Raw genomic sequence first — 14205 nt, 5'->3', positions numbered from 1 at the left:
CTGCAGGGGGGACCCTGTGGGAGAGTAGGACGCCGCCGAACAATTCTTGAGAAAACCCCGTACCGGGCCGGTACGGGGTTTTCTGCATTTCAGGGTCGGCTCGGCGAGGTGTACTAGCGTGGCCCGCATGAGTAGTTATGTGATCCGGTCCGTGCGCGCCGATGAGTGGGTTGCCGCGAAGGAGCTTCGGCTCGCGGCGCTGCGGGATCCGGTGGCGCACCTCGCCTTCCTGGAGACGTACGAGGCGGCCCTGGCCAAGCCGGACTCCTTCTGGCAGGAGCGGACGGCCGGGGGCGCCGAAGGGGCGGAGGGGACGCAGCAGATCATCGCCGAGGGGCCGGACGGGCGGTGGGTGGGGACGCTGACCGTGCTGATGGAGGAGCCCGGGACGGCCGACTGGGCCGGGTTTCCGGTCGAGCGGAAGCAGGGGCACGTGGTCGGTGTGTTCGTGCGGCCCGAGGAGCGGGGGAGCGGGCTGACCGAGGTGTTGTTCGACGCCGCGCTGGAATGGGCGTGGGCCCACGGGGCGGAGCGGGTGCGACTCATCGTGCACGAGGAGAACGAGCGGGCGCAGCGGTTCTACCGGAAGGTGGGCTTCGTGCCGAGCGGGGTGGTCGTGCCGCTGGGCGGGCACTCCGAGGAACGGGAGCTGGAGTTCGTCCTCGACCGTGTGTACGACTGAAGCTCTTACAGACGCCGTTACACCGGGAGTTCCGCGTTCGGCCAGCGGGTGCGGCCCTGTTCGCGGGACCGGAGCAGGGCCAGGGTCGGCAGGCCCCGGTCCGCTCCCGTGGCCAGCAGCTCCGGGAGCTGGGGAAGCGGAGCCACGGCGGCGACGTCGTCCAGGACGAGCGTCAGTGGTGGGTCGAGGCGACCGGAGGATGACCGTTCGGCCATGCGCCGGCCGCGCTCGACCACGCTTGAGGTGAGAGCGGTGAGCAGTGGCATCGCGCCCGGGTTCGTTCTCGGGTCCTCGATGGATTCACCCACCACATAAAGCGTGCCCCCTTCGTCGACGAAGGAATCCAGGGCGAGGGCGTCAGTTCGATTGGGTGTGCAGGCCTCGCGGATGTTGACCGTGAAGAGGGCGGACAGCGCCCTGCTCGCCAACTCCTGGGCGATGTCCCGGCGTTCGGTGTGCGCGGTGAGCGCGGCTTCGAGTTCGCCGGCCGAGCCGGGGGCCGCCTTCGGGTTCGTACGGAGGGTTCGTACGGCGTCCTGGACCTGCGCGCCCTGGCACCAGCGGTGGACGTGGCGGATGGTGCGGCCGTCGATGGCGGCGGCGTGCAGGTAGCTCCGGAGGAGCGTTTCGGCTACGTCGCTGAGGGCTTGGTCGATTTTTGCCGTGGGGCGGACCGGGGTCAGGAGCGCGGCGGCCCTTGTTGTCGCCGTCTGTTTGTCCTCGCAGCCCGCTGTGGGGGACCAGTGGAGGCGGGCCGGGGTGTCGCAGAGGTGGGTGGGGTCGTAGACGTGGACCGGGCCCAGTTTGGCTCTGGCGTCTTTGGTGTCCTGCCAGATGGTGGGGTTGGAGGTGACGATCAGGGCTGGGCCTTCCGCGTCTCGTACCGCCTGAGTCGCGGACGCGTGGCGGGATTCCGGCGGGGCGTACAGCACCGCGCCTTCGGCGCGGCTTGTTTCCCAGCCGCCCACCCGTTCACTGTTCGGTGCCGTTTCCGGTAGTACTTCGATCGGTTCGAGCTCCGGTTCTGGCGCCGCCCGTGGCACCGGGACCTCGCGCATCTCGGGGGCCGGCAGCGGCTCGGGCTCCGGCGCGCTCTCCTCCCGCCGTCTCGCCCTCACCGCTCTCCAGCGGGCCACCGTCCCCAGTACGAACACCGTCAGGACGATCAGGACCATCAGCTGGCCGATGAACAGGCCCCAGAACAGGCCGTATCCGGAGAGCTGGGCCTCGGGGGCGTCCGGCCAGGCGCCGGGGATGTCGTGCGGCTGGGCGATGAGCTGGCGCATGGCCGCGGGGGTGCGGGTGAAGGTGACGCCCGCGGGCCAGGAGCCGTGGCTGAACACGGCGGCCAGGCCCGTGGCCGTCCAGACCAGCAGGGTCATGCCGAGGATGAAGGCGAGTATGCCGACCAGCAGGCCGTCGGGGATGCCCCCCTGGCTCCCCTGGCCTCTCTCGCCTCCGCGTCCGTCGTACCGGCCGTCGTATCGGCGCTCGCGTTGGTCACCCGGTCTCATGGCCTGGTTCCCCTCCCCCTACGCCACTGTCGACTCGGAGTCTCCGAGGTGCTGTTCCACGAAGGCCGCCGCGCGCTCCTCCGCCTCCAACTCGGCCGCGTGCAGGGCGTCGTCCGCCAGTTGGTGGTCGATGGACGACTCCGTCATCGCGCGGTCGGTGAAGACCAGCGGGCGTTCGGTCTCCGTGATCAGGTGTTTGACGACCTGGACGTTGCCGTTGACGTCCCAGACCGCGATGCCCGGAGTCAGGGACGGGATGATCTCCACGGCCCATCTGGGCAGGCCGAGGACCCGGCCCGTCGCTCTCGCCTCGTCCGCCTTCTGGGCGTAGATCGTCCGGGTCGACGCCATCTTCAGGATGGCCGCGGCCTCCTTCGCCGCCGCTCCGTCGACGACGTCGGACAGGTGGTGCACCACCGCCACGAACGACAGACCCAGCCGGCGCCCGAACTTCAGCAGCCGCTGGAACAGCTGCGCCACGAACGGGCTGTTGATGATGTGCCAGGCCTCCTCGACCAGGAAGATGCGCTTCTTGCGGTCGGGGCGGATCCAGGTGTGCTCCAGCCAGACGCCCACGATCGCCATCAGGATCGGCATGGCGATGGAGTTGCGGTCGATGTGGGAGAGGTCGAAGACGATCAGCGGTGCGTCGAGGTCGATGCCGACCGTCGTGGGGCCGTCGAACATGCCGCGCAGGTCACCGTCGACCAGCCGGTCCAGGACCAGCGCGACGTCCAGGCCCCACGCCCGTACGTCGTCTATGTCGACGTTCATCGCCTCGGCCGACTCCGGCTCGGGGTGCCGTAGCTGCTCGACGATGTCCATGAGGACCGGCTGGCGGTCGACGATCGTCTCGTTGACGTAGGCGTGCGCGACCTTGAGCGCGAAGCCGGAGCGTTCGTCGAGGCCGTGGCCCAGCGCGACCTCGATGATGGTGCGGAGCAGGGCGAGCTGGCCGGTCGTCGTGATCGCCGGGTCGAGCGGGTTGAGCCGGATTCCCATGTCCAGGGCGGCCGTGGGGTCCAGCCGGATGGGAGTTATACCCAGCTCCTGCGCGATCAGGTTCCATTCGCCGACGCCGTCCTCGCCCTGCGCGTCCAGGACGACGACCTGGCGGTCGCGGAAGCGCAGCTGGCGCATGACGTACGTCTTCTCCAGGGCCGACTTGCCGTTGCCGGACTCGCCGAGGACCAGCCAGTGCGGCGCCGGGAGCTGCTGGCCGTACAGCTGGAAGGGGTCGTAGATGTAGCCCTTCCCGGAGTAGACCTCGCGGCCGATGATGACGCCCGAGTCGCCGAGGCCGGGGGCGGCGGTCGGGAGGTAGACGGCCTGGGCCTGGCCCGTGGAGGTGCGTACCGGCAGGCGGGTCGTCTCGACCTTGCCGAAGAGGAAGGACGTGAAGGCGTCGGTGAGGATGGACATCGGATCCCGCATGCGGCGGCCCCTACCTTCGAATGCCGGTGGCGAACGGGAGAGTGTTCACAAAGGCGCGATGGTGCTCGCGGTCGCACCACTCCAGTTTCAGGTACGACTTTCCGGCCGAGGCCCTTATCGTGCGCTTGTCGCGGGCCAGGGCCTCGGGTGTGCGGGAGGAGACGGTGATGTAGCCGACCAGGTTCACGCCCGCCGCGCCGCTCGCGAGGTCTTCTCCTCGCTGGTCGAGGCGGGAGTGGGCGGCCACGTCACGCGGGTCCACGGTGCGGTTCATCTTGGCGGCTCGGGAGGCCTCGGCCTCGTCGTTCGTCTTTTCGGTCAGCATGCGTTCAATGGCTACCTCGGTGGGCTCGAGATCCATCGTCACTGCGACCGTTCGGATGACGTCCGGGGTGTGGACGAGGAGGGGCGCGAGGAAGTTGACGCCGACGGGCGTCATCGGCCACTCCTTCACCCAGGCCGTGGCGTGGCACCAGGGCGCGCGGGTGGAGGACTCCCTCGTCTTCGCCTGGAGGAACGTCGGCTCCATGGCGTCCAGCTCGGCCGGCCAGGCGTTGCGCTTGGTCATCGCCTGGATGTGGTCGATGGGGTGGTCCGGGTCGTACATGGAGTGGATGAGGGAGGCGAGGCGGCCCTGGCCGAGCGGCTGACGCACCCGGATGTCGGCCTCCTGGAGGCGTGAGCAGATGTCGGTCAGCTCGCGGGCCATGACGACGGCCAGGCCGGCGTCCCGGTCGAGCTTGCGGCCCGCCTGGGGTCTGGCCGCCCGCGCCATCGCCTGCGCCTCGGCGGCGAGCTCGCGCGTGTAGTGCATACAGGCGACGAGGTACGCGCGGTGCTGCTCGCTGCTCGTCGACACCATCGACTGCAACTGGTCGTACGACTGCATCAGCCAGACCGGAGCCTTCTCGTCCCCGCGTACGGCGACGTCCTTGGCGTGGGCGTCCGGGTCGGCGGGGAGGGTGCGGGCGAGCATCTGGAGCCGGGTGACGAAGCCGTCGCCGTTGGCCACGTGCTTGAGGAGGGTGCCGAAGCGGTCGACGAGGGCTTCCTGGTCCTCGGAGTCGCGCAGGCCCACGCCCGGCCCCTCGATCTCGATCGCGGCCGTGACCGTACGGCGGTCCGCGTGCAGCAGTACGGCGATCTCGTCGGGCCCGAACGGGGCGGCCAGCCAGTTGATGCGGCCGATCCCCGGAGGCGGGCCGATCTCGACCTCGCGGCCGTCGAAGCTTGTGCCAGCCTCCATGACCGGGGAGCGGTAGGTGGCCGACTGTTTGAGGGTCCGCTTGTAGCTGCGGTTGATCTCGAACCACTTGTAGAAGGTGCGGCGCTTGAACGGCACGTAGACCGCGGCCAGCGCGACCATGGGGAAGCCCATCAGCAGCACGATGCGCAGGGACAGCACCGGGACGAGGAGCCCGCACATCATGCCGAGGAACGCGCCGCCGATGATGAGCGCGATCTCGCCGGTTTCACGATTCCGGCCGACGATCGCGTTCGGCCGGGCGCGGCCGATCAGATATGTACGGCGGGGCGTGACCGGATGGGACACGTGGGACTCGGTCGTCAACGCCCTTCACCTCCCGGGCTCTTGGTACTGCTGTTGCGGGTGTTGCTGGCGTGGGGAGTGTTCACCGGGCTGCCGCTCGCGCGGGGAGCGGGGGCGGCGGAGGGGACAGCTCCGCCGCCTCCGTTCGGGGTGCGCGTGCTGTGTGCGGCGACTCCGCCGGATACGGGGTTGGCCGGGCGGGCGGCCTGGCCGCCGCCTCCTCCACCGCCGTTGTTGTCGGCGCGGGTGCTGTGGGTCTTGATGCCCTGGGCGACCAGGGTCGCCGGGGAGCTGATGACGGCGGCGGCCTTGCCTTCGGCGCCCTGCATGATGCGGTTGCTGCGGGAGCTGGCGATCTCGTCGCCGAAGCCGGGGACGAAGCGGTAGATCATCGCGCTGGCGAAGATCGCGAGCAGGATGATGGCGAGGCCGGAGACGACGGCGGAGAAGGCGTCGGGGCCGTTGTCGGAGGAGAGCGCTCCGGCGAGGCCGAGCACGATCACGATCACCGGTTTGACGAGGATGACCGCGATCATGATGCCGGCCCAGCGGCGGACGTGGCCCCACAGGTTCTTGTCGACCATGCCGGCGTAGACGACGGTGCCGAGGAGGGCGCCGACGTAGAGCAGGGCGGCTCTGATGACCAGCTCCAGCCAGAGCACTCCGGCGGCGAGGATGCTGACCAGGGACACGACGATCAGCATGATCGGGCCGCCGCCGATGTCCTCGCCCTTTTTGAGGGCGCCGGAGAAGGTGCCGAAGAAGGTGTCCGTCTGGTCGCCGGTGGTTTTCGCGAGGACCTCGGAGACGCCGTCCGTGGCCGATACGATCGTGTAGAGGATCAGGGGCGTGAAGGCGGACGCCAGGACGGTCAGCCAGAGGAAGCCGATGGCCTCGGAGATCGCGGTGGTGACGGGCACGCCTCGGACGGCTCGCTTGGCCACGGCCAGCAGCCAGAGGAGGAGCGTGAGGATGGTCGACGCGGCGAAGACGACGGCGTATTGCTGGAGGAACTTCTGGTTGGTGAAGTCGACGTTCGCGGTCTCTTTGACGGCTTCGCTGAGCTTGTCGACGGTCCAGGAGGCGGCTTCGGCGCAGCCTTTTGCGAGGGAGGAGAGGGGGTCGACGGTGCTGGTGGGGTCGAGGCTTCCGCCTGTGGAGCCGCCGGTGGTGCCGGTGTCCTGTTCGCAGAGCTCCCTGGCGCGGCCGGAGAGGAGGTCGCAGTTGCCGCCCGAGGATGACGGTGACGGGGTCGGCGTGGGGGCCGCGACAGCCCGGGTGGCCAGCATCCAGACCGCGGTCTGTACGGCGGTGAGGGCTGCGGCGACCTTGAGTACGCGGCGCGGGCTACCGGGCATATGTGAACCCTCCGTACTCCTCGACGGCCTTGGCCATCTCGTCGGCGCTGGACGCCTTGTCGTCTCCGGGAACGGGCGAGGGACCGTCCTTCTGGGAGAAGCTGTCGACCTTCCAGTCGCCGTCCGCCCAGCGGAGCTGGAGTGTCATGGTGAACCAGTCGCTGGTGACGGGGTTGGTCGACTTTTCCCCCGCCGTGCCGTACAGCCCGGTGCACCAGACCTCGGCGGTGGCCGCGGTGTCCGAGTAGCTCGTGACCTTGGTGCCGATCGGCGCGGTGCGCGAGACGTAGGTGTTGCCCCCCGTCGCGTTGCCGTTCTCGTCCAGGCCGATGTTGCTCAGGAACTGCTTGGAGTACGCCTTGTTGAACTTGTCCTCCAGGGCGGCCTGCTTGTCGGCGACGAAGACCTGCTGGACGATCTCGGTTCTCCGGGCAGGTTTGAGGATGTCGGCCGACACCAACGTCACCGCGTAGTTGGCCGCCGCGCTCTGCGCACCCTGCTGGTCCCGGGCGAAGCCCGCCTGTACCGGCTTCGTCCCGCTTGCCGCCGTAGGCGCCACCTGCGGCTGGGACCCCGCGCTGTCGCTGGTCGTCGTAGAGGAATCGTCTCCTCCACGGTTCGCGAAGGCGATGGCGGCGATCAGGAGGACGATGACGCCGACGACCGTGATCAGGCTTCTGGAGGAGGAGCGGCCTCCTCGCCGGGCGCCTCCGTAGACGTCGCCGCCGGTGCGGTCGGGCAGGCGGGTGCGGGTGTGGCCTGTGCCGCCGAAACCGTCGGAGGGCTCCTGCTCGTCACTGAAACTCATGCCGCGAACGCCCCCTCGACGTCGTGCGGAAACACGTAGGAGTACGACGGTAGCCGTGCTGGTTCCCGCGCGGGCGCGGTGTGGTGACTCGACATCAGGGAAACGCAACCTCTGCCGGTGGGCACGACGGACGGGTGGGGTTGAGGGGGCACCGGGCGCGCCCGGCCGGACTGACAGCGCGTCGGCCGGACGCGCCGCCTACACCGCCATGCCGTACACGATGGTGAACAGCGTGCCCAGTGAGCCGATGATGAAGACTCCCGTCAGGCCCGCGATGATGAGCCCCTTGCCCTGTTCCGCACTGAAGGTGTCCCGCAAGGCCGTGGCGCCGATGCGCTGCTTCGCGGCGCCCCAGATGGCGATGCCGAGGCAGAGCAGGATGGCCACCGCCATCACGACCTCGATCATCACCTTCGCCTCGTTGCCCAGGCTGCCGAAGGGTCCCCAGTCCGGAGCGATCCCGCCGATAATGGTGTTGATGTCTCCCTCGTCGGCCGCAAAGAACATGTAAGTCACCGCCCCTGGTGGGTAGTTCCGCTTCCCCTGCACTTGCGCAGAGGTCAGGCCTCATTCTCGCTGAAAAATGACGCTACCGGATGTCGACTTGGCGTCATCGGTTGGCGGATTTCGTACGAATACCTTGCCACCGCCCCGCGTCGGTCACTCGAAAGTCCCTCGAACAGACGTGGGCAGTATGCAGAGAGTCGTATGGTCACTCTGTGTATCACGGCAGGTCACGCCGGGCAATGAGGCCTGAGCGGAACCTGGGGTTCGGTCACCGTGGTCTCGGGATGAAGGCTAACCCGGGCATGACGAACGGGCCGCGGCTGGGTGCCGCGGCCCGTTGTGACGAGGCCTGGTGACGGGCCCTGGTGACGGGTCCTGGTGACTGGGGGTCAGCCCGTGAAGGCGCTCACGCCCTGGGGGGTGCCCCAGCCGGTCGGGCCGTCATAGCCGGTTCCGGCGGTGCAGAAGTAGCTCGTGGAGCAGGTGCCGTTGTTGCCGGAGGTCACGTCGTTGAGCGCCGAGGTGTGCGCGTAGGGGAACTGGGCCGGGTAGGAGCCGCTGGAGGGGGTGCCGCCGAGGGCGTAGACGCTCGCGATGATGGGCGAGGAGGCGCTGGTGCCGCCGAAGGTGTACCAGCCGGCGGTGATGCCGTAGGAGTCGTAGACCGAGACGCCGGTCGCCGGGTCCGCGACGGCCGAGACGTCCGAGATCATGCGCTTGCTGCAGCCGGTGTCGGTCTGCCAGGAGGGCTTCGCGTCGTACGACGAGCAGCCGGAGCCCGTCCCCTCCGTGCGGCTGGTGCTCCATACGCTCTCGGTCCAGCCGCGGCTGGTGGAGGAGGTCGAGAGGCTGGTGCCGCCGACGGAGGTGACGTACTTGGAGGCGGCCGGGTATTCGGCGCCGTAGGCCGAGTCGCCCGCGCTGACGGTGATGGCGATGCCCGGGTGGTTGAAGTACGAGGTGTCGTACGACGTGTCCGACGAGGACTCGGAGCCGCCGTAGCTGTTGGAGACGAACTTGGCGCCGAGGCTGACGGCCTCGTTCACGGACGTGCCGAGATTGCCCATGCTCGAGGAGGAGGCCTCGACCAGCAGGATGTGGCACTGCGGGCAGGTGGCGCTGGCCATGTCCAGGTCGAGGGAGATCTCCTCGGCCCAGCCGCTGTCGGCGGTGGGGAGGGAGGTCGTGGAGCCGGTCTGGCCGACCTTCTTGAAGCAGCCGTTGGCGGTGGTGCAGGTGGAGAGGCCGTATTGCGAGCGGTACTTCGCGAGGTCGGCCTCGGCGTTCGGGTCGTCGTACGCGTCGACGATCGCGATGGTCTCGCCGGAACCCTTGGAGGCGGCGGCGGAGGTCAGGCCGTAGGCGGCCTGGATGTCTGACGGGCCGTAGCCGGAGGGGGTGGAGGCGTCGGCGGCCTTGGGCGTTTTGCCGCTGGCCTTCGCCTCATGCTGCTGGTAGGCGGTGAGGCCGCCGGTGACGCGGAGGGAATTGCAGGCCAGGTCGCCCTTCTTCTTGGGCGTGGCACAGGGGGTCGCCGCCCAAGTCACGGCGGAGGAGGTGGACCTGGCGGTGGCTTCGGGAGCGGCGCTCGCGTGGGCCGCGGTACTGACTCCGGCGAGGACGAGCGCGGCGGTGGCCGCGGCGGCGGAGCCGATGCGGGTCCATCTGGCGCGTAGGGAACTGGTGTTCGGGATGTGGGTACGCAACGTACAGCCTCCTGAGAGTGGTTGACAGGGGCGGTGCGGGTGGAGATGCCACCGGTACGTGGTCCCCGGCAGCGGGCGGCGGCCCGCCGACGACTGTTGCTTGTTGGGTACGTGACAACAAGATGGGCTGCGGAATCCTGACTTCCGCCTTACTGAAGTGGGGCGCGGGCTTACTGATCAATGGCCGGCGGATGGCCGGGTGATGGCCGCGACTTGACTCGGCACACAGGGGGCCGACAGGTGACGCACAGGTCGGTCAGCGGGGCATCAGGCCGTGGAGCAGATGGTGGATCAGGCCCTCGATGGTGTCGCCGGCGGTGTCCGGGTCGAGCCATCCGCCGGCCGAGAACGCGGCGACGCCATGGACGGCGGCGCCCGTGAGGTGCATGAGGTGCCTGGGGTCGCCCGCGATGATCTCGCCGCGTTTCTGCGCGTCCGCGATGACCCGCTCCAGGGAGCCCACGGTCCGGTCGACCCCGTCGGTCATCTGCTCGGAGGCGTCGGGGTCGTGCTTGCGGGCGTACATCAGCTCCAGGAGCTCGGGGTTGTCCATGGCGAAGCCGAGGTAGGTCCGGGCGAGGGCGGTGAGGCGGGGCTGGAGCGGGAGTGTGGGGTCCTCGGCGGCGGCCAGTGCCTCGGCCAGTCGGTCGTAGCCCGCCAGGGCCAGCGCGTTGAGCAGGGCCTGCTTGTCCTTGAAGTGGCGGCTGGGGGCCGCGTGGCTCACACCGGTCTCGCGGGCCAGCTCGCGCAGGGACAGGGAGCCGGCGCCCTTCTCCCGCAGGGTGCGCTCCGCGCTCTGGAGCAGGGCGGCGCGCAGGTCTCCGTGGTGGTAAGGGCGGTTCTCAGGCATGTGCGCCATCGTATCCCGATGTAGGCGCCACCAGCATTGTTGTCATCGTCTCCTTTGTTGTCATTGACATCATTGTTGGCGAAGTCTACATTCGGGTCATGGCTGAGAAGAGCAATGCAACGAGCAAGTGGAACGCGACCGACCTCCCCGCCCTCACCGGCCGCACGGCCGTCGTCACCGGCGCCAACAGCGGCCTCGGCCTCAGGACGGCCGACGCGCTGGCCCGGGCGGGCGCGCACGTCGTGTTCGCCGTACGGGACGTGGAGCGGGGCCGCGCGGCGGCGGCGACGGTGAACGGCAGCACGGAGGTGCGGCGCCTGGACCTGGCGGACCTGTCCTCCGTACGGGAATTCGCGGACGCCTGGGAGGGTCCGCTGAGCCTGCTGATCAACAACGCGGGCGTGATGATGATCCCGCAGCGGCGGACGCGGGACGGCTTCGAGATGCAATTCGGCACGAACCACCTCGGCCACTTCGCCCTGACGAACCTGCTCCTGCCGTACGTCACCGACCGCGTCGTCACCGTCGCCTCGGCCGCCCACCGCTGGGGCGGCGGCGCGACGATCGACTTCGCCGACCTGAACCTGGACGCGGACTACACCCCGCGTGGCGCCTACGCCCGGTCCAAGCTGGCGAACCTGCTCTTCACCCTGGAACTCCAGCGCCGCTTGACCGAGTCCGGCTCCCCGGTCCGCGCCCTGGCCGCGCACCCCGGCTACGCGGCCACCAACCTCCAGAGCCACTCGGGGAACCCGGCGGTCCGGGCCTTCATGCAGGTCGGCAACAGGCTCTTCGCCCAGGACGACCGGGCGGGCGCCCTGCCGACCCTGTACGCGGCGACCCAGGACCTCCCCGGCGCGAGCTATGTGGGCCCGGACGGGACGGGGGAGATGCGGGGCGCGCCGACCCTGGTGGGCCGTACGGCGGCGGCCAGCGACACGGCGGTGGCGCGGCGGCTGTGGACGGTGTCGGAGGAGCTGACGGGGGCGGTCTTCCCGTCGGCGGCGGTGGAGTCGGCGGCGGGGGAGTCGGCGGGGCGGGGCTGAGGCTGCCCCGACCGCCCGCGGCTATCCCGTGACCCCGTGCCGGACAGCCGCCGCCACGCGCTTCGGGTCCTCGCAGGCCAGCAGATCGAGCAGGAGTCCCCGGATCAGGGCCAGGGCCCGTGTCGCCCGCGCCTCGGCCAGCGTTCGCGGAGTCGACGGCTGGGCCCGCACCAGGAGGTCCAGCCACTCCCTCGCCGCCTCCCCGGCGAAGCCCGCCCAGGGGCCGGGGTCGTGGCTGAGGGAGAGCAGGAAGGCCTCGTACGTCAGCCGGAGCATGGGGCGTTGCTCGGGGGCGGAGACGAAGGCCCAGAGCCGGTCGACCGATGCCTGGAAGTCGGCGGGAGGGGCATCGAGGGCCGCCGCCATCAGGGTCACCTGCTCGTGCCGGGCCCGGGCGAGGAGTTGCCGCAGCAGCTCGTCCTTGCTGCCGAAGAGGTAGAGGAGCACCCGGGGGCTGGTTCCCGTGGAGGCGGCCAGGGGGCGCAGCGACAGGCCGGTCAGGCCGTGTTCGAGGAGATAGGCGTAGCAGGCGTCGAGCAGCTCGGTACGCCTGGCCGACGGCGGCGGTGACGGTGGTGGTTGTGACGGTGACGTACTCACCGCGCTAACGTAACTGAAACGAGTGTTTCAGTCGGCGGAGGTGGTGCATATGGGCGCCCACACGTACTTCTCGCTCACCGGGCGAACGGCGCTGGTGACCGGCTCGGTGCGTGGCCTGGGGCTGGAGATGGCGCGCGGTCTGGCCGGGGCCGGTGCCAGGGTGATCCTCAACGGACGTGATCCGGCCACGCTGGACGAGGCGGCCGGGCGGCTGCGTGACGACGGGCTCGACGTCACGGCCGCCGCCTTCGACGTCACCGACCGGGAGTTGGCCCGCGGGGCGGTGACCGGCCTCGGGGACATCGACATCCTCGTGAACAACGTCGGCCACCGTGACCGGCGCGGGGTCGGCGAGATGACGCCGGAGGAGCTGTCCCGGATGCTCGACGTCCATCTGACCTCGGCGTACGCGATGAGCCAGACCGTCGCCGGCGCACTCGCCAAGCGCGGCACCGCCGGCCGGATCATCAACGTCTCCTCGGTCATCGGGCAGCTCGGCCGCACCGGCGACATCGCCTACGCCACCGCGAAGGCCGGCCTCGACGGTCTGACCCGGGCCCTCGCCGCGGACCTCGGCCCCACCGGCACGACCGTCAACTCGGTGGCGCCGGGCCCCTTCGCCACCGAGGTCAACGCGCAGCTGGCCCAGGATCCGGAGTGGGGCCGGTGGTTGCGTAGCCGTACCACCCTTGGGCGTTGGGGGCGGCCGGAGGAGATCGCGGGGATCGTGGTGTTCCTGGCGAGCGACGCGGCGTCGTTCATCACGGGGCAGACGGTCGCGGTCGACGGTGGGATGACTACGAGGCTCTGACGTCTGAGGTCTCAGAGACCTCAGAGATCTCAGCCCTCCAGTCCCTCCACTCCCTCCACTCCCTCCACGAAGTGGTCGAACTCGCCTGCCTGTACGCCGAGTACGAAGGCGTCCCACTTGCGGCGGTTTGTCGTGACGACGGTCTCGGGGTCGCTGGTCTCGCGGAGGTAGACGGGGGCTTCCCCGTCGTCCCCTTCGCCGAAGGCGATTTCGATCCAGGGGCCGGGGCCGGTGGCCTCCGGCGGGGCGGCGCGGGTCCAGGTGAGGTCGGGGGGGACGTCAGACACGGGCGGTTTCCTTCAGTGCGGCGAGGAGGGCGTCGAAGGCGGCGGGGGTGGCGGTGAGTATCGCTGCGGTGGGGTCGCTGCTTTCGGTGAGATGGATCGTTTCGGCCGTGGTGGCTATGTGCACGCAGGACTCGCCTTCACCGCAGTACGAGGACTTCTGCCAGGACATATCTGCCTCTCAGAGGGACTGGATGACGGTGTGGATGAGGGCCCGCGACTCCAACTCGATCAGGCTGAGGGCCATCAGGCGGTCGAGGACCTTGCGGTACTTGTCGAGTTGCGCCTCGGCGTTCAGCAGGGCGATGCCGTGTGACTGGTCCAGTTGCACCGTGTCGAGCTGCGGTACGGGCCCGTGGACGTAGTAGATGGGCTGGCCCGCTCCTGGGTAGCCGCCGGCGTCGAACGGGATGACGTGGATCGAGATGTTGGGGTGATCGCTCATCTTGAGCAGGTGCTTCAGCTGCTGCTTGGCGATCTCTCGTCCGCCGAACCGCATACGCAGGGCGGCCTCGTGGATGATCGCCTCGTACGGGATCGGTGTCTTCCGGAAGAGCACGGCCTGGCGCTTGATGCGGAAAGAGGCTCGGTGCTCCACCTCGGGGGGCGAGAGCTCGGGTACGACCTGGCGGAACACCTCACGGGCATGGTCCATCGTCTGGAGCAGGCCGGGGATTCCCGAGGTGTGAGCGGTGCGCAACGCGGTGCCGTGGGACTCCAGTTCGGCCAGATCCATTAGCCCCGAGGGCAGGATCTCCCGGTACTCCTCCCACCAGCCTCGCCTGCGTTCGCCGGTCATACCGGCGATGGCCTCGACGAGTTCCTTGTCGGGGCACTCGTACTGGCAGGCCATGGTGCGCACACGGTCCGCGCTCACGGCAAGGCGCCCGGTCTCCATGTTGCTGACCTGAGCCTGCTTGATACCGAGGAGCCGAGCGGCCTCCGTCGACGTCAGCCCCGCGCGCTCGCGCAGCTTGCGCAGCTCGGCGCCGAAACGGAGTTGTCGTGCCGTCGGGTTGGTCCTCACGGGCATGCCCGTCGCTCCTCCGTACTAGT

15 protein-coding genes are annotated in these 14205 nt (G+C 69.5%); 3 read left to right on the top strand and 12 right to left on the bottom strand.

The annotated features are described in order from the left end of the window. Positions 1 to 127 precede the first annotated feature (127 nt). Positions 128 to 682: a GNAT family N-acetyltransferase gene (locus AB0I77_RS47110; RefSeq protein ID WP_363289114.1), complete on the top strand. Its 555-nt coding sequence runs from the start codon at positions 128 to 130 to the stop codon at positions 680 to 682. 17 nt (positions 683 to 699) lie between these two features. Here AB0I77_RS47110 and AB0I77_RS47105 read toward each other — a convergent pair whose 3' ends face one another. The 8 genes from AB0I77_RS47105 to AB0I77_RS47070 all read right to left on the bottom strand — a co-directional run bounded on the left by AB0I77_RS47105 (position 700) and on the right by AB0I77_RS47070 (position 10417). Then, positions 700 to 2196 (bottom strand): type IV secretory system conjugative DNA transfer family protein, encoded by a 1497-nt coding sequence (locus AB0I77_RS47105; protein WP_363289113.1) that lies wholly within the window; start codon positions 2194 to 2196, stop codon positions 700 to 702. An 18-nt stretch (positions 2197 to 2214) separates the two neighbouring features. After that, positions 2215 to 3630 (bottom strand): ATP-binding protein, encoded by a 1416-nt coding sequence (locus AB0I77_RS47100; RefSeq protein ID WP_363289112.1) that lies wholly within the window; start codon positions 3628 to 3630, stop codon positions 2215 to 2217. 10 nt (positions 3631 to 3640) lie between these two features. Beyond that, positions 3641 to 5200 (bottom strand): SCO6880 family protein, encoded by a 1560-nt coding sequence (locus tag AB0I77_RS47095; RefSeq protein ID WP_363289111.1) that lies wholly within the window; start codon positions 5198 to 5200, stop codon positions 3641 to 3643. Next, positions 5197 to 6537, bottom strand: coding sequence for a hypothetical protein (locus AB0I77_RS47090; protein WP_363289110.1), 1341 nt, complete (start codon positions 6535 to 6537; stop codon positions 5197 to 5199). Before AB0I77_RS47090 ends, AB0I77_RS47095 begins: the two co-directional genes overlap by 4 nt. Continuing rightward, positions 6527 to 7345 carry a hypothetical protein gene (locus AB0I77_RS47085; RefSeq protein WP_363289109.1) on the bottom strand — a complete coding sequence of 273 codons (819 nt, stop codon included), beginning with the start codon at positions 7343 to 7345 and terminating at the stop codon, positions 6527 to 6529. Before AB0I77_RS47085 ends, AB0I77_RS47090 begins: the two co-directional genes overlap by 11 nt. 198 nt (positions 7346 to 7543) lie before the next feature. Further along, positions 7544 to 7852 carry a hypothetical protein gene (locus tag AB0I77_RS47080; protein WP_095752152.1) on the bottom strand — a complete coding sequence of 103 codons (309 nt, stop codon included), beginning with the start codon at positions 7850 to 7852 and terminating at the stop codon, positions 7544 to 7546. 389 nt (positions 7853 to 8241) lie between these two features. Then, on the bottom strand, positions 8242 to 9558 hold the full coding sequence (locus tag AB0I77_RS47075; RefSeq protein ID WP_363289108.1) for a S53 family peptidase: 1317 nt from the start codon (positions 9556 to 9558) through the stop codon (positions 8242 to 8244). A 256-nt stretch (positions 9559 to 9814) separates the two neighbouring features. Next, positions 9815 to 10417: a TetR/AcrR family transcriptional regulator gene (locus AB0I77_RS47070; RefSeq protein WP_363289107.1), complete on the bottom strand. Its 603-nt coding sequence runs from the start codon at positions 10415 to 10417 to the stop codon at positions 9815 to 9817. A gap of 89 nt (positions 10418 to 10506) precedes the next feature. Here AB0I77_RS47070 and AB0I77_RS47065 point away from each other — a divergent pair, with 89 nt between their 5' ends. Then, a complete protein-coding gene (locus tag AB0I77_RS47065; protein ID WP_363289106.1) occupies positions 10507 to 11454 on the top strand; it encodes an oxidoreductase in 948 nt (315 codons plus the stop codon). Positions 11455 to 11475: 21 nt separating this feature from the next. Here AB0I77_RS47065 and AB0I77_RS47060 read toward each other — a convergent pair whose 3' ends face one another. Continuing rightward, positions 11476 to 12054, bottom strand: coding sequence for a TetR/AcrR family transcriptional regulator (locus AB0I77_RS47060; RefSeq protein ID WP_363289105.1), 579 nt, complete (start codon positions 12052 to 12054; stop codon positions 11476 to 11478). Positions 12055 to 12103: 49 nt separating this feature from the next. On the opposite strand from AB0I77_RS47060, the gene AB0I77_RS47055 reads away from it, so the two are divergent. After that, positions 12104 to 12865: an SDR family oxidoreductase gene (locus AB0I77_RS47055; RefSeq protein ID WP_363289104.1), complete on the top strand. Its 762-nt coding sequence runs from the start codon at positions 12104 to 12106 to the stop codon at positions 12863 to 12865. Positions 12866 to 12894: 29 nt separating this feature from the next. On the opposite strand, the gene AB0I77_RS47050 is transcribed toward AB0I77_RS47055, so the two are convergent. The 3 genes from AB0I77_RS47050 to AB0I77_RS47040 are packed head-to-tail and all read right to left on the bottom strand — an operon-like array spanning position 12895 to position 14182. Beyond that, positions 12895 to 13152, bottom strand: coding sequence for a DUF397 domain-containing protein (locus AB0I77_RS47050; protein WP_363289103.1), 258 nt, complete (start codon positions 13150 to 13152; stop codon positions 12895 to 12897). Continuing rightward, complete coding sequence (locus AB0I77_RS47045) at positions 13145 to 13321, bottom strand: DUF397 domain-containing protein (RefSeq protein ID WP_363289102.1); 177 nt, start codon at positions 13319 to 13321, stop codon at positions 13145 to 13147. The genes AB0I77_RS47050 and AB0I77_RS47045 overlap by 8 nt, the downstream gene beginning before the upstream one ends. 9 nt (positions 13322 to 13330) lie before the next feature. After that, positions 13331 to 14182: a helix-turn-helix transcriptional regulator gene (locus AB0I77_RS47040; protein ID WP_363289101.1), complete on the bottom strand. Its 852-nt coding sequence runs from the start codon at positions 14180 to 14182 to the stop codon at positions 13331 to 13333. Between the last annotated feature and the right edge of the window lie 23 nt (positions 14183 to 14205).

Origin of the sequence: Streptomyces sp. NPDC050619 (assembly GCF_040654815.1) — a bacterium.
GTDB lineage: Bacteria > Actinomycetota > Actinomycetes > Streptomycetales > Streptomycetaceae > Streptomyces.
This window is presented reverse-complemented; position numbering and strand designations above follow the sequence as displayed.